The organism is Azospirillum sp. NS33 (assembly GCF_059703765.1).
The window spans coordinates 1-17,880 of sequence record NZ_BAAKJB010000049.1 but is presented as its reverse complement, the minus strand read 5'-3'; the positions used below and the strand labels follow the sequence as shown (position 1 = coordinate 17,880).

The window sequence follows — 17,880 nt, the reverse complement described above, 5'->3', positions numbered from 1 at the left end:
GGAAGCGGCAGCCGGCGGGGCGACGATCTCGGGGCGTCGTCATCGCGATCCATAGCCCGCTGCGACCGATCCCGCCAGGGCGGCCGCCCCCCCGTGACGCCGGCCTACAGCGTGGTGTTCAGCCCCGAGGCCGACAGCTCCACCGGGCGGACGTTGTGGCCGCTGCGGGCGTAGAGCCCGTCGCTGGCCGCCTTCTCCAGGGCGGTCAGCATGTTGCGGCTGATGGTCAGCACCGCCTTGCGCACCGCCACCAGGCCGGAGGTGTTGGACTGGATCGCCGTGTCGAGGCGCTCCAGGCGCTCCAGGGTCATCGCCCGGAGGTCGTCGGGCAGGCGCACCGCCTCGTCCCGGGCCTGGGCGCCGGCCGCCTCCAGCCGCGCCGCCATGGCCGCCTTGCGGTGGGCGTACACCTCCAGCTGGTCAAGCGCGCCGGCGGCGATGCACGCCGTCTCCTCCTCCAGCACGGCGCACAGCGCCTCCACGGCGTCCAGGAACTCCGAGACCACCAGCGCCGTCGGCCCGTCATAGGCCGGCGCCGCGTCGTCCGCGGCCGGCTCCGGCGCCGCCGCGGGCTCCGGCGCGAACTCGTGGATCAGGTCCTTCAGGGTAACGGTCACGGCGTGTCCTCCTGTTGCAGGGCGTAGAGGCGGACGACCTCCTCGCGGACCAGGTCGCCGATGCCCAGGGTGCCGGCGTCGGCGATGGCCTTGCCGTACTCCTGCAGCATGAAGCTGCGCCACGGCTTCTCCGCGTCGCCGCCACCGAAGACGTGGTCGCCGTCGAGGCCGGAGAACATGGATTCCATCATCTGGCCGACCACCAGGGCCTCGAACTCGCGGGCCACCTTGTCGGCCTCTTCGAGGTTCAGCGGCAGGCCGGTGGCCGTGGCCCGGGCCGCCGCACTGGCCGCCGCACCGGCTGCGGCGTTGGTTGCGGCGCTCGCGGCCGCCTCCCGCCCGGCGGCGGAGCGTCCGAGCAGCGTGGTGACGTCCATGGGAAATCCCCCCTCGCGCTGTGGGTCAGATGATCTCGAGGTCGGCGTGCAGGGCGCCGGCCGCCTTGATGGCCTGCAGGATGGCCACCATGTCGCGCGGCCCCACGCCCAGGGCGTTCAGGCCGTTGACGAGCTGCTGCAGGCTGACGTTGCCGCCCACCGTGACGAACTGGCGGCCGTTGCCCTCCTGGACCTGCACGTCGGTTCGCGGCACCACCACCGTCTCGCCGCGCCCGAAGGGCTGGGGCTGCGACACCTGCGGCGTTTCGACGATGCGCACCGTCAGGTTGCCCTGGGTGATGGCGACCCGGCTGACCCGCACGTCGTCGCCGATGACGATGGTGCCGGAGCGCTCGTCGACCACGACGCGGGCCACCCCGTCGGGGCGGATCGGCAACTGCTCGATGGTGCCGATCAGGCGGGCGACCTGGCCGACGAACGGACCGGACACCGGCACGTCGACGGTGGACAGGTCGAGCACCCGCGCCGCGCCGCCGCCGAGCCGGCCGTTGACGGCGTCGGCGATGCGGGCGGCGGTGGTGAAGTCGGGGTTGCGCAGCACCATGCGCACCACCGGCTTGTCGTTCAGCGCGAACTTCAGCTCGCGCTCGACGATGGCGCCATTGGCGATGCGCCCGGTGGTCGGCACGCCCCGCGTCACCGACGCCGCCGCGCCCTGGGCGGAAAAACCGCTGACCGACAGCGGTCCCTGGGCCACCGCGTAGGCCTCGCCGTCGGCGCCCAGCAGCGGCGTCACCACCAGCGTGCCGCCCAGCAGGCTGGTGGCGTCGCCCAGCGCCGACACGGTCACGTCCACCGAGGTGCCCTGGCGGGCGAACGGCGGCAGGGTGGCGGTGACCATCACCGCGGCGGCGTTGCGGGTGCGCAGCGTCTCGTCGCGGGTGTTGATGCCCAGGCGCTCGAGCATCGCCTTCAGGCTCTGCTCGGTGAAGGGGGCGTTGATCAGCCGGTCGCCGGTGCCATCCAGCCCCACCACCAGGCCGTAGCCGACGAGCTGGTTGCGCCGCACCCCGTCGATGGTGACGAGGTCCTTGATCCGCGTCTGCGCCGCCGCCGGGGTGGCGACGGCGGCGCCGGCCAGCAGGGCGATGGCGAGGCCGGCGGTGAGGACGGCTGAGACCAGGGCGCGGGCGGCGGTGCGGCGGAGAGGTGCGGGCATGGCGCGTGCCTAGAGATAATTGGTGAGGCGCAGCTTGGCGAGGCGCGCGGTGGCGCCGGCGGTGGCGTCGATCTGCACCTCCAACTGGCTGATCCGCACGCTTGCGACGTAGGGATCCACCGATTCCATGTTGCCGATCTGGGTGTTCAGGATGGCGACCTGGGTGCGGTGCTGGTCGGCGATGGAGGTGACCTGGTTGGTCTGGATGCCGAGCTGGGCCGTCGCATCGCGCAGCTGCCCCAGCCCGACCGCCATCTTGTCGACCGCCGTGGCGATGTAATCGGCGTAGGCGGCGTTCTCCAGCTTCGAGCTGTCCAGCGCGGCCAGCATGTAGATGCCCTGCATCATCTCGCGGAACATCGGGTCGTTGGCCTGCACGCCGTAGGCGATGACGGCGTCCTCGGAGGGCCGGCCGGAGATCCGTGGCGACGGGGTGCCACCGGGCTGCAGCGCCGTCGTGCCGGCGTAGAGGCCGCCCTCGTAGGTGTCGGTGAGGGGCAGCGTCGCGGGGATCAAGGGGTCGCGCACCGCGAACAGATCGTCCAGCATGGCGATCACCGCGGTCGTCTCGGCCGCCGTCTCGGGCGGGCCGCCGCCGGTGGCGGCGTCGATGGCGTCCTGCACGATCTCCATGGGCGAGCGCAGCGGCGGGTCCGCGGCGTCGACCTCGCGCATCGGCGCCGCCCCGGTGGCGGTGCCGGCGAACACGTAATCGTTGCCCACCGTGGCGTTGAGCAGGCCGACGATCTGCTCCAGCACGCCGCGCGCCTGGATCTGCAACGACGACCCGATCGGCGCCTGCTGGCCCAGCCCGGTGGTCGCCGTGGCCAGCAGTTCGGTCCCGGCGTCGTAGATGCTGGTCATGGCGCTGTCCATGGTGGCCATCCGGCCTTCCAGCAGGTCCGCGGTCTTGATGTGCTCCTCGGTGCGGTCGAACAGGTTGCGCAGGCTGATGTCGCGGCCGGTGCGCGCCCCCAGGGTGGCGGCGACGTCGGCGTGGACCAGCGTGGCCGCCTCCTCGTTGGCGCGCATCAGTTCGATCTGCAGCTCGGTCATCGTGCTCTGCACGCGCCGGCTCATGCCGAGGGTCGAGACGGAGTTGTACAGCATGGGATCAGGCCTTGATCTGGAGCAGGATGTCGAGCATGCGTCCGGCCACCTGGATGACCTGGGCGCTGGCCCCGTAGCTCTGTTCGATCAGCAGCAGCTTCTGCATCTCGTCGTCGATGTTGACGCCGTCGCGGTTGATGCGCGCGTTCTGCAGGGTGTCGGCGCTGATCTTGCGGGTCGTCATCTCCGCTTCGGCGGTGGTGCGGTATCCCTGCTGGGTCGACACCAGGGCGGTGGCGTACTCGTCCAGCGTCGCCGACGGCGGCAGGCCGGCCGCGGCGAAGGTCGTGGCGGCGGAGAACACGTCGATGAAGGCGGCGATCTGGGTCTGGTCGCCCGCCTCCAGCGGGGCGACCGCCTGGATGCCGCTCTGCACCCGCCAGGGCTCCGCCAGGGCGGCGGCGTTGACGGCGATCCGCGAGGCCAGGCCGCCGGCGGTGGTGAAGGCGGCGCCGGCGTCGGTGAACAGGCCGGGCTGGGTGCTGTCGGCCTCCGCGTTCTGGAACTGGGTGACCAGGCCGGCGGCGAGCTCGTCGAGCTGGGCCAGCACCTTGGGCATGTCCTGGGTGGCGGTCTGGATGTAGCCCATGATCCGCCCGCTCTGGATCTCCGTGTCGGGATTGGCCGACAGGGAATGGCCGTCGACCTGCAGGTCGTTGCCGATCAGCGTCAGCGGCGTCTCGCCCTCGGCCAGCGGGCGGTCCAGCAGGGTCTGGCCGTTGCGGGTCATCAGCACGACCTGGCCGTCGTCGCGGCTGTAGGTGCGGATGCCGATCTCTTCCGAAATGCCGTCGATCAGGCGGTCGCGCTGGTCCCGCAGGTCCCCGGCGTCGCCGCCCTTGGCCTCCAGCGCGGCGATGGAGGTGTTGAGGTCGCTGATGCGGTGCAGCGCGGTGTTGACGTCGTCGACCGAGTCGGCGAGCCGGTCGCGGGCGTCGGCCTGCACCGCCAGGGCCGCGTCGGCGGCGCTGTTGAGGCTCTGCGCCAACCCGCTCGCCTGGGCGACCACCGCGGTCTGGGCGGCGTCGTCGCTGGGCATGTCGTAGAGCCGCTCGAACGCCTGGAGAAGCTGCGACAGCTCGGTCGACACCGAGCGCTCGTCCTGGGGCTGGCCGAGCGCCAGGGCGTACTCGGCCAGCGCCGAGGCGCGGGACTCCTGGCCGGCGTAGAGGCTCTGCGCGTGGCGGGCGTCGCGGATCAGCAGCTCGTCGACGTTGCGCGAGACCCCCTCGACGCGCACCCCGGCGCCGGTGCCGCCGACGTTGGCCGCGGTCAGGGCGAGGTTGCGCTTGACGTAGCCGGCGGTGGTGGCGTTGGTGATGTTGTGCGACGCCAGCGCCGCCTGCTGCTGCGAGGAGCGCAGGCCGGAGGCGGCGTTGGACAGGGCAAGCTGGATGCTCATGGTCGGGGCTCCCGTGCGTCGGCGCTCAGCGCTTCAGGCGGTTGGTTTCGTCGACCATCTCGTCGGCCGTGCGCACGATCGTGGCGTTCGACGAATAGGCCCGCTGCGTCTCGATGAGCGACACCAGCTCGTCGGCGATGTCCACGTTGGACTGCTCCAGCGCCCAGCCGATCACCGAACCGACCGCGCCGGTGTTGCCCGCGCTGAGGCTGAGCGCGCCGGAATCGGTGCCCATGGTGAAGGTGTTGCCATCCTGCGCCACCAGCCCGTTGGGGTTCATCACGTCGGCCACCGGGACCTGGTAGAGCGCCTGCTTGGAGCCGTTGTCGTAGAGCGCCCACAGCACGCCGGTCTCGTCGATGTCGACGGTGGTGACGCGCCCCACCGCGCTGCCGTCGCCGATCACCTGCGGCACGTAGTCGCCGTTGAGGTGGGTGACGTTGCCGAAGCCGAAGGTGATGGTGTCGGCCGTCGGGGTGGCCGGCGAGGTGAGGGTGAAGGTGGGCATCGGCGACAGCGGGTCGCCCAGGCCGTCCACCGGCATGCCGGCGTAGGGGCCGGTGGCGGCGAAGTCCAGGGTGACCGGCACGCCGGCCACGGTGTAGCCGGCCGGCCCGGTGGCCGTCAGCGTCCACTGGTTGGCGACCGCGGTCTTGGTCCAGGTGAGGTCGACGGCCTGCGGGTTGCCCAGGCCGTCGTAGAAGGTCGGCGAGGTGGTGAAGGTGTCGCCGGTGGCCGCCTGGGCCGGCAGGTTGCCGGAGAAGGAGAGCTGGGTCGTGGCGCTGCCGCCGTAGAGCAGGTTGCCGACGTTGACCGGCACCAGGTCGTCGAAGGCGCTGGCGTTGACGTTGGGCAGCGTGCCGTCGGGGTTGAGTTCCCACGCCTGGAGATACTGGCCGGCGGCGTTGCGCAGGAAGCCGCTGTCGTCCGGCGCGAAGCTGCCGGCGCGGGTCAGCGAATACTGCGACGCGCCCGCCGAGGCGTTGCCGACGACGAAGAAGCCGCGGCCGCCAATGGCCATGTGGGTCGCCGTGTCGCTCGCCTGCGGGGTGCCGTCGGAGAGGACCTGGTAGCGCACGCTGGAGGAGACGCCGCCGGCGGCGTAGCGGTTGGTGCTGCCGGGCGCCGTGACCAGGGTCGAGAAGTCCACGGTGGCCCGCTTGTAGCCGACGGTCGCGGAGTTGCTGATATTGTCGGAGATGACGGCGAGCCGATTGCTCTGGGCGGACATGCCGCTGACGCCGGCTCGCATGGCGCTGTACAGGCTCATCGTGGAATCCTCTGGTCAACCTGCGGACGGAAAGACGAAGAGAGCAGTGCCGGGGTTCTCCACGAACCACTGTCGATCCTGACCATACCGGGGCGCTTTTAAAGGCGCTTTAAAAGAAAAACGGCCGGTTTACCTAAAAAGCCGGCCGCTTTCTCTGGGAAGGTCTTCGACGCCCGCGTCAGCGCGGGGGCTGGCGCAGCAAGGTGATGCTGATGCGCCGGTTGGTCGGGGCCAGCGGCGCCTCCGGGGCGAGGTGGTCGAGGTCGGCGCGGCCCTCGACGCGGACGATCCGCCCCCCGGGGATGCCGGCCGAGATCATGGCGCGCCGGGCGGCGTTGGCGCGGTCGCTCGACAGCTCCCAATTGCCGTACTTGGAGGAGTCGGCGTAGGGCAGGCCGTCGGTGTGGCCGGTGATGGTGATGGGGTTGTCGACGTCGGCCAGGGCCGTCGCCACCAGGCCCATCAGCCGCCGCCCCTGGTCGTTCATCCGTGCCGAGCCGACCTGGAACATCGAGAACCGGGCCTGGTCGGTGAGCTGGACGCGCAGCCCTTCGGCGACCTGCTGGACGATCACGCTGTCCACCAGCGCGCTGAGGTCGGGGGAGGCGGCGATGGCGTTGCGCAGCTCCTGCTCCAGCCCGTCCAGCGCCGCCTGCTCGTGGATGGCGGCGGACTGGTGGTCGAGCAGGGCCTCCAGCTCGGCACGGCTCACCGTCGCCGGCCCGCCACCGGCCGTCGCCGGTCCGATGCCCGCGGCGCCCTGGCCGGCCGGGGGCTGCGCCGTGGCGGCCGGCCGGCCGGCCAGCAGGTCGACCGGATCCGTGCCCGGGCGGGTCTGCACCGGGGTGCCCATCGGGTGGGGCATGGGGTCCTTGAGGCCGGCCGGCGCGCGATCGCTGTCGCCGACCGACGCGACCACCGGTGGCGAGGCCACCGGTGCCGCGTCCTGGCCCTCGGCGTTGGGGGTGGTGAGCGAGCCCTGGTCGTCGACCGAGCGGCCGGACAGCATGCCGTCGGCGCCGGAGTTGGACTCCGACACGGAGATCGGGTTGAAGTAGTCGGCGATGCCCTTGCGCTGGTCGGTGGTGGTGATGTTCAACAGCCACATCACCAGGAAGAAGGTCATCATCGCCGTGACGAAGTCGGCGTAGGCCAGCTTCCAGGTGCCGTTGTGCTCGTCCTCGCCGTGGTCGAGGACGTGGCGCTTGATGATGATCGGGGTGAGGTCGGTCTTGCGGGCCATGGCCGGTCACGCCGCCTGGCGCTCGCGGCCCTTGGCCTGCGAGGAAAGGGTGGTGGCGACCTCGACCTCGGCGAGGCTGGGCTGGATGTCGGTGTAGAGCACCTTGCGCGCGAACTCGGCGCACACCTGCGGGGGGCAGCCGCGCAGGTAGGCGCACAGCGCCGCCTTGACGCAGATGAACATGTTCAGCTCCGATTCGCGGCGCTGCCGGGCGGCCGAGGCGATCGGGCCGACCACGCCGTAGGACAGCAGCACGCCGAGGAAGGTGCCGGTGAGCGCCCCGCCGATCATGTGGCCCAGCACCTCCGGCGATTCGTTGATGGCGCCCATGGCGTTGATGACGCCCAGCACGGCGGCGACGATGCCCAGCGCCGGCAGGGCGTCGGCCAGGTTCTGCAGGGCCTTGGGCACCTGGTTCAGCTCGCGCCCCAGGGTGTCCAGCTCCTCGGACATCAGGGATTCCATGTCGTGCGCGTTGTCCTGGCCCAGCGCCACCAGGCGCAGGTAGTCGCACAGGAAGGTGATGCACCGTTCGTGGCGCAGCACGTTGGGGTACTGGGTGAACAGCGGGCTGTCGTTGGGCCGGTCGATGTCGCTTTCGATCTGCGACATGCCCTTGGACTTGGCGACGCGCAGCAGGCCGTACACCAGGGCGATGACGTCGATGTACTCGTTCTTCGACGTGCGCCGGCCGCGCGCCACGGCGCACACGGTGCGCCAGCTCTCGCGCAGCACGTTGGGGGTGTTGGAGATGATGTAGCCGCCGAACCCGGCGCCGCAGATGATGACGATCTCCACGGGCTGCCAGAGCACGGCCATGTGCCCTCCCATCGCCGCGAACCCGCCGAGGACGCTGGCGAAAACGGCGATCAAACCGAACATCAAACGCATGGGTCATTCTCCGGGACGGCTGCACCATCGTCGCCGCGATGGGCCGGCGATGGGAAAACGGTAGAGGGCGGCGTTTAAAGCGGCTTTACGGTTCGCGCGTTGCCTGGCCGCTCCAATGGCCGGCCATGCGCACCACCGCCTCGGCCGCCGCCAGCTGGCGCGCCACGTCGTCGGCGGCCAGCGGGCCGTCGAGGGCCGGCAGGGGTTTCAGGGCGTCGAGCAGGCCGCTCCACCGCGTGCCCTGGAGGCGCGCGCCGTGGCGGGTGGCCAGCGCGGTCACCGCGGCGCCGTCGCCGGCGAGGTGGGCGGACAGGCCGTAGAGGGCCACGTCGTCCGGCTGCGGCGACGCGGCCGGATCGACCAGCGCGGCGTAGGCGTCGCGCGCCGCCGCCCATTCCTCGGCCTCGAACAGGCTGCGGGCGCGCAACCGGGCGGCGGCCGTGCCCGGCACGCCGCGCAGGGAATCGAGGGCGCGCAGGGTGTCGCCGGCGCCGACCAGCGCCTCCGCCCGCAGCAGGGTCCGGCGCTGCGCCAGCTCCGGCTCGAGGCCGGCGCTGCCGGTGCGGTTGAGCACGTCGAGCGCCTCGCCGCCCCTGCCGGCGTCGATCAGGACCCGGGCCAGCGCGGCGCCAAGCCGCGCCTGGCGCGGCCCGCTGGTCTCCTCGGTGACGGCGTGCAGGATGCGCGCGGCCTCGACGGAGAAGCCGTCGCGCGACAGCGCCAGGGCCAGCCGCCGGCGCAAGCTGGCGTCCTCGTCGTCGGCCATGGTCACCAGGCGGCCATGGCGGGTGTGCAGGGCCAGGGCGTGGAGGCCGCCGGGCTCCTCGTCCTCCAGCCGGCCCAGCACGGCCAGCAGCAGATCACGGCCGGCGGTGAGCGCGTCGTGGCCGCTCACAGTGGCGCCGAAGCGCCGTCCCAGCAGGCCGAACATGTCGAGCGCGGCGTCGACCCGGCCGGTCCGGGCGTAGGCGCCGCCCAGCGCCGCAAGGGCGTCGATCTCGACGTCGTCGCCGCGCCACGCGTAGCGCAGCGCCTCCAGTTCGGCCACCGCGCCTTCGTCGTCCAGCGCGCCGGTGGCGCGGCGCAGGGTGATGGAGCGCACCTCGGCCCGGCGGCCGAACGGCCCCTCGCGCACGGCCGCCGCCTTGGCGTAGTGCTCCAGGGCGGTGGCGGGGGTCGCGCGCAGCTCGGCCAGGCGGCCGCGGAAGTAGTCGAGCCGGCCGTCGGCCATGCTCTCGCCCTCCACGGTGATCATGCTCAGCACGATCAGGTTCAAGGCGTTGGCGTCGCCGGCCTCGGCCGCGGAGCCGGCCAGCAGGGCGAGCAGACGGGTGCGCAGCTCGGCGGGATAGTCGAGCAGCCGCTTCAGGGCGATGGGCACGCCCTTGCGGGCCTCGGACCACCGGGTCGGCGCGAGGGTGGCGGTGCGCCAGACGTGGTGGTCGGGTGCGACCCCGGGCGGAACACGCACGAACAGGCTCTCGTCGGGGTCGCCGCTGCGTTCGAGCGCGCGGAACGCGTCGCCCAGGATCTGCAGACTGTAGCGCTGGTCGGCCGCCGGATCCAGGGCGGCCGCGGCGTCGAGGATCGCCTGTCCCTCCTCCTCCAGGGCCCGCGCCAGGTCGAACCGCGCCATGTCGATGAAGGCGTCGACCCGCACCCGCCCGAGCCCCTCGGCCAAGGCGCGCTGGAGGGCGTCGCGCGTCGTGGCGAAATCGCCTCCGGCCCACGCCGCAAGGTCCATGGGGCCGATCGGCGGCTCGGCCGGGGGCTGCGGCTCGCGGGTGGCGGGCGCGGCGGCGCCGGGCGCCGCCGGCGTGGGCGTGTCTTGAAGTTGCCGCAGCGTGCGCGCCACGCTCTCCTGAACCGAGGCCTCGAGGCTGCCCGGCGTCGCCGCCGGCGCCGGCGCTGCCGCGGCCACCGGAGGGGCGGGCGGGGTGGGCGGGGCGGTGGTCGGCGCCGCCGTCGGCGCGGCTTCCGGAGCGATTTCCGGCGCGGTTTCCGCGGCCCGGGGCCGGGCGCCGGGACGGGCCGGCGGGTCCGGGATCTGGGCGTGCGCGGTGGCGACCGGCGCGACGGCGGCGGCCAGCGCGGCGAGCCCCGAGGGGGCGACCTCCGCCACCGCCTCCGCCGGCGCCATCGCGACGCCGGGCAGGGCGCCCGCCGGCTCGGGGGCCGACAGGGCGGCGCCCGCCGGCGTCGGGTCCGCCGGTGCCGGTGCCGCCGACTCCGGCGCGGTTGCCGCCGCCAGGGCCAGCGCCCGCGGGTCGGGGGGCGGTGCCCCGGGCTTGCGGGTCGGGACGGGCGGGTCGGCGATGTCGACGATCAGCAGCCGGCGTTCACGGATCGCCGTCACCCGCCCGCCGCACGGGATCGCGGCGGCGAGGGCCGGGCCGCCGGTTTCGGCGGTGGCTGCGGGTGGGGGCGCGGGATCCGCGCCGGTGTCCTCCGCGATGTCCTGGGGCGTGTCCTCGGGGGCGGAGTCCGGCTCCACGTCCTCGGGCCCGGTGATCCGGAAGTTGGAGAGGCGTTCGGTCCAGGCGTCGCGGAGTTCGTCCACTGGCCATGCCGTCGGCGCGTCGCGGCGGATGCGCACCTCGCACGCGCCGGGCACCACGCGGGGCATGGGACCGCTGGGAATGGTCAGAACCAGGCGCGAGAAGGTGCGGTGGTCGCCGACCTGGCCCCTCACGGGCGCATCGGCCGCGCCCGCGACCGGTGTCGCGGCCAGCGCGAGGGCCAGGGTGGAGGCAACGGTCCGCGCGAGGTCTGTCCGCCGATCTTTCCGCCGATTCATCGCAGTCATCCCGAATTTTATCGAAATCAGAACAAAATCGATGACAGGTCTGGAACGCTCCGTTCCGCCCGACCGAAGTTGAAACCCGGCTTTAAACTGCATCGTCCAGATTAAGGCAGCGTTCAAATCCGGGGATATCCAGCGATGGAGAACCAGCTTTACATCGGGCTGTCGCGACAGGTGACCCTGCGCCGGCAGCTCGACGTGGTCGCCAACAACATCGCCAACATGAACACGGTCGGCTTCCGCGGCCACCGCAACCTGTTCGAGGCGGCGATGGAGCAGGGGGGCACCAAGCCCACCGACCGCATCGCCTTCACCATCGACCGCTCCACCTACACCGACCTGCAGCCCGGCGCGTTTTCCGAGACGGGCAATCCGTTCGACGTGGCGTTGGACGGCGAGGGGTGGTTGTCGGTGCGCACCCCGGACGGGGTGGCCTACACCCGCGACGGCCGGCTGCGCCGCGACACCGACGGGCAGCTCGTCACCGCCAGCGGCCACCCCGTGCTCGACGACGGCGGGCAGCCGATCACCATCGACGCCGACTACGCCACCATGACCATCGCGTCCGACGGCCTGGTGTCGGCGGACGGTGACGTCCTCGCCCGGATCGGCGTGGTGCGCTTCGACAACCCCCAGTCCCTGACCCAGAGCGGCGATCTCCTGTACCGCTCCGACGACGAGGCGGCGGCGCTTCCCGACGCCGACACCCGGCTGGTCCAGGGCAAGGTTGAGCGCTCCAACGTCCAGGGGGTGGTCGAGGTGACACGCCTGATGGACCTGTCCCGGGACTACCAGCAGGTGACCAAGATGATGGACGAAGGGCAGGACCTGCTGCGCACCGCCATCAACCGACTCGGCAAATCCCAGTAAGGAGGCCCGCCCATGCGCGTGCTCAGCATCGCCGCCACCGGCATGATGGCGCAGCAGCTCAACGTCGAAGTGATCTCCAACAACATCGCCAACATCAACACCACCGCCTACAAGCGTTCGCGCGCCGAGTTCCAGGACCTGATGTACCAGTCCGAACGGCGCCAGGGCAGCCAGTCCACCGACACCGGCACCATCATCCCGACCGGCATCGAGGTCGGTCTGGGGGTGCGGCCGGCGGCGGTCAACCGCATCAACATCGTCGGCAACCTGACCTCCACCGGCAACGAGCTGGACCTGGCGATCGAGGGTCGCGGCTTCTTCAACGTCACCGATCCCGGCGGCGACACGGTGTACACCCGCGCCGGCAGCTTCAAGCTGTCGCCCGAGGGCACCATCGTCACCGCCGACGGGTACACCGTCGCCCCGGGGATCACCGTGCCCCAGGGCACGCGCGAGGTGGTGATCAACCGCTCCGGCGAGGTCCTCGTCTACGTCGAGGGCGAGGCGCAGCCGCTCAACCAGGGCCAGCTCGCGGTCACCGTGTTCGTCAACGAATCGGGGCTGGAGGCGCTGGGCGACAACCTGTTCCGCGCCACCCCGGCGTCGGGCGAGCCGCAGGACGGCATCGCCGGCCAGGCCGGCTTCGGCACCATCCGCCAGAAGTACCTGGAGAGCTCCAACGTCAACGTGGTGCAGGAGATCACCGAGCTGATCTCGGCCCAGCGCGCGTACGAGATGAACGCCAAGGTGGTCGAGGCCGGCGACCAGATGGCCTCGACGCTGACCAACATGCGGTGATGGCCATGGCCCGCCGCCCCGTCCCGATCCGCCCGGCACACCGGGCGGGCGCCCTGTCCGCCGCCGGCCGGCCCGCCGTCCTGGGGGGTCTCCTGGGCGTCCTCCTGGCCGCGGCGCTGGCGCTCGTCGCGCCGACCGGCGCGGCCGCCGCGGCCGCCGCGGCCGGTCCGGCCGAGACCGCGCTGGCCGCCGAGTTGCGCGACAGCCTGGGCCCGGCGGTGCCGCCGGAGGCCGCCGTGTCGCTGACCCTCGGCCGGCCGTTCGAGGGGCCGGTGGAGGCGGTGCGCGAGCTGTCCTACGACCCCCGCGACGGCAGCTTCCAGGCCCTGGTGAGCAGCGACGGCCAACTGGTCGAGCTGGCCGGGCAGGTGTCGATCGAGGTCGACGTGCCGGTGCCGGTGCGCCGGCTGCGCCCCGGCGACGTCATCTCCGCGGCCGACCTGACGCTGATCCGGATGCCGCTGGACCGCGTCGGCGGCGCCTTCTTCACCGATGCCGAGGCGCTGGTCGGGATGTCGCCGCGCCGCCAGGTGTCGGCCGGCCGGCTGATCCGCGTCGGCTCGGTCGGCGCCCCCATCGTCGTCCAGCGCAACCGGCCGGTCGTGCTGATCTACGAGGACGGCCCGCTGCTCCTCGCCGCGCGCGGCCGCGCCCTGCAGGACGGCGGCGTCGGCGACCTCGTGCGCGTCATGAACATCGCCAGCAACGCCGTGGTCACCGGCACCATCACCGGGGCCGAGACGGTGTCGGTCAACGGTCCCGGCCTGCCCGGCCCCGCGAGCGCGGGCGCCGCCACCTCCATGCCCTGACTGGGAGCCTTGCCATGCGCGCCGCCTGTCTTGCGCTGGTGCTGATGTCGGTCGCCGTGGCGGGATGTTCCCGCCTGTCGGAGATCGGCACCCCGCCGCCCTTGTCGGAGATCGCCAACCCGGGCCTGCAGCCCGAGGCCCGGGTGATCTCCATGCCCATGCCCCAGCCGATCAACGTCGAGCAGGTGCCGAGTTCGCTGTGGCGCACCGGCTCGCGCAACTTCTTCCGCGACCCCCGCGCCAAGACGGTCGGCGACCTGCTGACGGTCATCATCGACATCTCCGACCAGGCCCAGCTGCAGAACCGGACGCAGCGGGCCCGCAGCAACGGCGAATCCATGGGCGTCCCCAGCTTCTTCGGGCTGGAGAGCCAGCTCGGCGCCATCCTGCCCGACGAGGTGGACCCGGAAAGCCTGGTCGACATCGACAGTTCCAGCACGTCGAGCGGCAACGGCACGATCCAGCGCAACGAGCGGATCGCCATGCGGGTCGCCGCCTTCGTCACCCAGGTCCTGCCCAACGGCAACTTCGTCATCGCCGGCCGGCAGGAGATGCGGGTGAACTACGAGCTGCGCGAGCTGCGCATCGCCGGCGTCATCCGGCCCGAGGACATCTCCAACGGCAACACCATCGACTACGACAAGATCGGTGAGGCGCGCATCACCTACGGTGGGCGCGGCCAGATCACCGATGTGCAGCAACCGCGCTACGGCCAGCAGGTGCTGGACGTGGTCCTGCCCTTCTGATCCGGGGCGGGGGAGCGATGGCGGGACGAGCGCGACGGGGGAAGACGGTGAAGGCGTTGCTGATGGTCGCGCTCGCGGCGGGGCTGTTTTTTGCCGGGGGCTACATCGGTGGCCGCTACGAGCTGACGCTGCGCGCCCAGGCCGCGGCCGCGGCGGAGCCGGCCGGCGACGCCGAGGCCGACGACGGGGGCGCGCCCCCCCTGCGCGCCGGCGAGGACGGGGTGTCCGGTCCCCACTACGTCGAGGGCGGCCAGCTCATCGTGCCGCTGCTGGCCCGCGGCGAGACCGCGGCCTTCGTCATGACCCAGGTCACCCTGGAGGCCGGCGACGGCATCGAGGCGGCGGTGGTGCGCCGGCGCCTGCTGCACGTCCGCAGCGCCATGCTGGAGACGCTGTTCGGTCTCGCCCATTCCGGCGCCTTCAACGGGCCGGCGGTGGACCCGGCGGCGGTGGCCGCGGCGCTGCGCGCCAGCGCCAACGAGCAGTTCACGGCCGCCCCGGTCAAGGCGGTGCTGATCGACCGCCTGCTGCGCCAGGACAACACCCGGCGCTGACGGCGGGCGGCTCGACCGCCGGTTTCACCGGGCCGGGCGGTCGGGCGCTGTTGCCGGTCGTCGCCCTCGGTACGAGCGAATGGTCCGTCGATGCCGGCGCTTAGGGCGAAACCTCGCCCGACTGGTGGGCCGCTTCGTCGATCACCGTCGCAACGACCTCCGCCTGCGTGAAGAAGACGGCGTGGCTGGCCGCGACGTTGGTGACCTTCGCACCGATGCGTTTCGCCATGTCCTGCAGCATCCGCTGGTCGAAGGCCTTGTCTTCCGTCGCGATCACCGCCCAGCTGGGCTTGGTCCGCCAGGCGGCGTGCTGGAGGGTCACGCCGAAGCTCGCCATGTTGATGGGAACTTGCGACGCCTTCAGAAAATCGACGTCGGCCTCCGTCGCATCCGCCGCGAAGCCGGCGGCGAAATGCTCGGGCTTGATGAAGCCGAAGCCGTCCTCGCTGGTCTCGATGACGAACTCGGGCGGCGTCGTGTAGCCGTTGTACTGCTGCGCCGTGGTCTCGCCGGCGTCGGGCGACAGGGCCGACACGTAGACCAGACCGCGCACCTTGGGATGGACACCGGCTTCGGTGATGACACTGCCGCCCCAGCTGTGGCCGACCAGAACGGCGGACCCGTCCTGCCTGTCGAGCGCGCGCCGGGTCGCCGCCACATCGTCTTCGAAGGAGGTCAGCGGATTCTGGACGATCGTGACCCGGTATCCGCGGCTGGTCAGATCCTGGAAGACCTTCCGCCACCCCGATCCGTCGGCAAAGGCGCCGTGGACCAGGACGATGTTCTTGACCGCCGCCTGATCGGCGGACCGGCCGGCCGGCTGCGCCTGCGAACCCGAGGACGGCAGGGCGACGACCGAGGCGGCCAGGATCAGGGACTGAAGCATGCTCTTCATGTGTGCCTCCATGATATGACGATAACGATTATCGCGATATCTGTGTGTGTATCGCGGAGGGGTTCTCTTGTCCAGGGAAATTTATCGCGATATATGTCGGCGGAGGACGCGCTGCGAAGGGAGCCAGCCCATGTCGGATGAGAACAAGCCGCCGGTGCCATTGGAGGAGCAGCTCTGCTTCGCGATCTACTCCGCCGGCATCGCCATCCAGCGGGCCTACAAGCCCCTGCTGGACGCCCTTGGCCTCACCTATCCGCAGTATCTCGTCCTGAACGTCCTGTGGCGCAAAGACGGACAAACGGTGGGAAGCATCGCCCAGCAACTCGCCCTCGAATCCAGCACGCTGACGCCTTTGGTCAAACGCCTCGAATCCGCGGAACTGATCCATCGCACGCGCAACCCGGCCAACGAGAGGCAGGTGATCGTGTCACTGACGGCCAAAGGAGCGGCTCTGCGCTTCAGGGCCGGGTGCCTTGGCGATGCTTTGCTCCGCGCCTCCGGGGCGTCGCCCAGCGCTTTGGCAAGGCTCAACCGCGAGATCGCGCAGCTGCGGGATGCCGTTTACGCGCACATCGGCGGTTGGACGTCACCCGACGCTCAGTGAAGGGTGACGCCCGCCCTCGCACCGCCGGAACCGGGGCGCGGGAAGGCCGTCACGGAACGATCTCCAACTCGGCGATCTCGTCGCCATCCAGGACGAAGAGGTAGCGCAGGTTCGTCGGACTGCCCGGGAAATTGCCTTCCAGACGGCCCGTCACCACCGTTCGGCCACCTTCGGACGCGATCGCGAAGGGGGCGACGGTGTAGCTGTAGGCGGTGGATGCGTTCGCCTTCCACGACCGGATGGCGTCGCGCCCGTGATGTGCCCTTCGTTCATCCCTCACCACGGCGTCCTGGGTGAAGCACCGGGCAACGCGGTCGGCATCCTTGGTCGCGTCAGCAGCGAAATAGGCGGAAATGGCGCCAGGCAGCTCCATCATCATGGCGATCTCCTTCATCATCTTTTTGACGGAGTCGGGGAAGACGACGCCATGCCCTTCGGAAACGGGGGTGCGCCGTCCATCCCGACCTGATCTGCCGAGAGTGTACGCCGGGATCGTCACCTGTATAATCGGGATAAACCGGGATGTATCGTCACAAAATTCGGGACAATCATGCGGAGTGGATTGATCGAGCTGGATGCGGTGGTCGCCATCATGCGCCGCGGGTCCTTCCGCGCGGCGGCGCTGGAACTCGGCGTTTCGACGACGGCGCTCAGCAACGCGATCGGCAAGCTGGAGCGGGAGCTGGGGGTTCGCCTGTTCAATCGCACGACCCGCAGCGTCTCCCTGACCGACGCGGGGCGGCGGTTCGTGGACAAGGTCGGGCCCGCGCTCCAGGACATCCATGAGGCGGTGGAAACCGCCCGGTCGCAGCAGGACACGCCGTCCGGCATCTTGCGCATCAACAGCTTTGCCGCGGCGGCGCGAGAGATCCTTCCTCTCCTGCTCCAGTTCCTGCGGCTCCATCCGCAGGTCCATGTCGACCTCGTCACCGAGGGCCGCCTCGTCGACATCGTCGCGGACGGCTTCGATCTGGGCATCCGCACCGCGGACCTCGTCCCCAGCGACATGATCGCGGTGCCGCTCGGCCGGCGCCGCCGCTATGCGGTGGTTGCTTCACCGAACTATTTCCGGACGCGGACCCAGCCGATGTCCCCTCCCGACCTGCTTGCCCATCCGTGCATCCGCGTGAGGTTGCCCAATGGGGCGCTGTACCGGTGGCCGTTCGAGAAGGGAGGACAGCCGATTCAGATCGACGTGGACGGCCCGATCACCCTGGACGAGGCCAGCCTCGCCCGCATGGCGGTGCTGGGGGATATGGGGATCGGCTTCTTCATGGAGTCCGACGTCCAAAGCGACCTTGCCGCTGGCCGCCTGGTTCGCGTTCTCGAAGACTGGACGCCGCCTCAGGAACAGCTCTGCCTCTACTATCCCAGCCGGCAGCACCCGTCTGCCGCGTTCAAGGTGTTTGTTGATCTGGCCAGGAAATTCGCGGCGTCACCAACGGCAACGGACTGATCGTCGCCGCAGAGATCCGGCGCACCGCTGCGCCGGCCGGGGGCTTCGGCGGACGGCCCCTGCCGCGCTCGGTGCGCATGCGCTGGGCCTCCCGCCCGGCCGCTGACCTGCGACGGCGGCTGAGCGGGTGCGCCGGCGCCGCTCAGAGTCCGTTTGACAACCCTATCTGTGGCAGACTCGCCGGAGTAGCAGGCTCGCCATAGCGAGTTGAATCATGCCGCCGGAGACGTCGATCCTGGCTTCGTAGTCGCGGAC

18 protein-coding genes are annotated in these 17,880 nt (G+C 71.2%); 7 read left to right on the top strand and 11 right to left on the bottom strand.

The genetic code is table 11. From position 1 onward, the window contains the following. Window positions 1-104 precede the first annotated feature (104 nt). The 9 genes from AC6H2I_RS28025 to AC6H2I_RS27985 all read right to left on the bottom strand — a co-directional run bounded on the left by AC6H2I_RS28025 (window position 105) and on the right by AC6H2I_RS27985 (window position 10,782). Complete coding sequence (locus tag AC6H2I_RS28025) at window positions 105-617, bottom strand: flagellar protein FlgN (protein ID WP_497504075.1); 513 nt, start codon at window positions 615-617, stop codon at window positions 105-107. Then, window positions 614-994 (bottom strand): rod-binding protein, encoded by a 381-nt coding sequence (locus AC6H2I_RS28020; protein ID WP_497504074.1) that lies wholly within the window; start codon window positions 992-994, stop codon window positions 614-616. Before AC6H2I_RS28020 ends, AC6H2I_RS28025 begins: the two co-directional genes overlap by 4 nt. Before the next feature lie 25 nt (window positions 995-1,019). Further along, window positions 1,020-2,174, bottom strand: a complete 1,155-nt coding sequence (locus tag AC6H2I_RS28015) for a flagellar basal body P-ring protein FlgI (RefSeq protein ID WP_497504073.1) — start codon at window positions 2,172-2,174, stop codon at window positions 1,020-1,022. A gap of 9 nt (window positions 2,175-2,183) precedes the next feature. Beyond that, window positions 2,184-3,284 carry a flagellin gene (locus tag AC6H2I_RS28010; protein WP_497504072.1) on the bottom strand — a complete coding sequence of 367 codons (1,101 nt, stop codon included), beginning with the start codon at window positions 3,282-3,284 and terminating at the stop codon, window positions 2,184-2,186. A gap of 4 nt (window positions 3,285-3,288) precedes the next feature. Next, window positions 3,289-4,686: a flagellar hook-associated protein FlgK gene (gene flgK / locus AC6H2I_RS28005; protein WP_497504071.1), complete on the bottom strand. Its 1,398-nt coding sequence runs from the start codon at window positions 4,684-4,686 to the stop codon at window positions 3,289-3,291. 25 nt (window positions 4,687-4,711) lie between these two features. After that, window positions 4,712-5,956, bottom strand: coding sequence for a flagellar hook protein FlgE (locus tag AC6H2I_RS28000; protein ID WP_497504070.1), 1,245 nt, complete (start codon window positions 5,954-5,956; stop codon window positions 4,712-4,714). 178 nt (window positions 5,957-6,134) lie between these two features. Then, entirely contained in the window at window positions 6,135-7,199 is a 1,065-nt protein-coding gene (locus AC6H2I_RS27995) for a flagellar motor protein MotB (protein ID WP_497504069.1), read from the bottom strand. Between the two features lie 6 nt (window positions 7,200-7,205). Then, window positions 7,206-8,090, bottom strand: coding sequence for a flagellar motor stator protein MotA (motA, locus tag AC6H2I_RS27990; RefSeq protein ID WP_497504068.1), 885 nt, complete (start codon window positions 8,088-8,090; stop codon window positions 7,206-7,208). Window positions 8,091-8,175: 85 nt separating this feature from the next. Further along, window positions 8,176-10,782: a hypothetical protein gene (locus AC6H2I_RS27985; protein WP_497504067.1), complete on the bottom strand. Its 2,607-nt coding sequence runs from the start codon at window positions 10,780-10,782 to the stop codon at window positions 8,176-8,178. A gap of 249 nt (window positions 10,783-11,031) precedes the next feature. Between AC6H2I_RS27985 and flgF the strand changes: the two genes are divergently transcribed. Genes flgF through AC6H2I_RS27960 form a run of 5 tightly spaced genes read left to right on the top strand, consistent with a single transcriptional unit; the run spans window position 11,032 to window position 14,670 of the window. Then, window positions 11,032-11,763 carry a flagellar basal-body rod protein FlgF gene (flgF, locus tag AC6H2I_RS27980; RefSeq protein WP_497504066.1) on the top strand — a complete coding sequence of 244 codons (732 nt, stop codon included), beginning with the start codon at window positions 11,032-11,034 and terminating at the stop codon, window positions 11,761-11,763. 12 nt (window positions 11,764-11,775) lie between these two features. Then, window positions 11,776-12,561, top strand: coding sequence for a flagellar basal-body rod protein FlgG (gene flgG, locus AC6H2I_RS27975; RefSeq protein WP_497504065.1), 786 nt, complete (start codon window positions 11,776-11,778; stop codon window positions 12,559-12,561). 5 nt (window positions 12,562-12,566) lie between these two features. Then, window positions 12,567-13,370, top strand: a complete 804-nt coding sequence (gene flgA, locus AC6H2I_RS27970; RefSeq protein WP_497504064.1) for a flagellar basal body P-ring formation chaperone FlgA — start codon at window positions 12,567-12,569, stop codon at window positions 13,368-13,370. 14 nt (window positions 13,371-13,384) lie between these two features. Then, window positions 13,385-14,116 carry a flagellar basal body L-ring protein FlgH gene (gene flgH, locus AC6H2I_RS27965; protein WP_497504063.1) on the top strand — a complete coding sequence of 244 codons (732 nt, stop codon included), beginning with the start codon at window positions 13,385-13,387 and terminating at the stop codon, window positions 14,114-14,116. Between the two features lie 47 nt (window positions 14,117-14,163). Continuing rightward, a complete protein-coding gene (locus AC6H2I_RS27960) occupies window positions 14,164-14,670 on the top strand; it encodes a hypothetical protein (RefSeq protein WP_497504062.1) in 507 nt (168 codons plus the stop codon). 100 nt (window positions 14,671-14,770) lie between these two features. Here AC6H2I_RS27960 and AC6H2I_RS27955 read toward each other — a convergent pair whose 3' ends face one another. Continuing rightward, window positions 14,771-15,565 carry an alpha/beta fold hydrolase gene (locus AC6H2I_RS27955; RefSeq protein ID WP_497504061.1) on the bottom strand — a complete coding sequence of 265 codons (795 nt, stop codon included), beginning with the start codon at window positions 15,563-15,565 and terminating at the stop codon, window positions 14,771-14,773. A gap of 130 nt (window positions 15,566-15,695) precedes the next feature. On the opposite strand from AC6H2I_RS27955, the gene AC6H2I_RS27950 reads away from it, so the two are divergent. Further along, on the top strand, window positions 15,696-16,169 hold the full coding sequence (locus tag AC6H2I_RS27950; protein WP_497504060.1) for a MarR family winged helix-turn-helix transcriptional regulator: 474 nt from the start codon (window positions 15,696-15,698) through the stop codon (window positions 16,167-16,169). Window positions 16,170-16,218: 49 nt separating this feature from the next. Here AC6H2I_RS27950 and AC6H2I_RS27945 read toward each other — a convergent pair whose 3' ends face one another. Next, the gene (locus tag AC6H2I_RS27945) at window positions 16,219-16,548 is read right to left on the bottom strand and encodes a nuclear transport factor 2 family protein (RefSeq protein WP_497504059.1); all 330 of its coding nucleotides are present in this window, start codon (window positions 16,546-16,548) and stop codon (window positions 16,219-16,221) included. Between the two features lie 183 nt (window positions 16,549-16,731). On the opposite strand from AC6H2I_RS27945, the gene AC6H2I_RS27940 reads away from it, so the two are divergent. Continuing rightward, complete coding sequence (locus tag AC6H2I_RS27940; protein WP_497504058.1) at window positions 16,732-17,625, top strand: LysR family transcriptional regulator; 894 nt, start codon at window positions 16,732-16,734, stop codon at window positions 17,623-17,625. The last annotated feature ends 255 nt before the right edge of the window (window positions 17,626-17,880 follow it).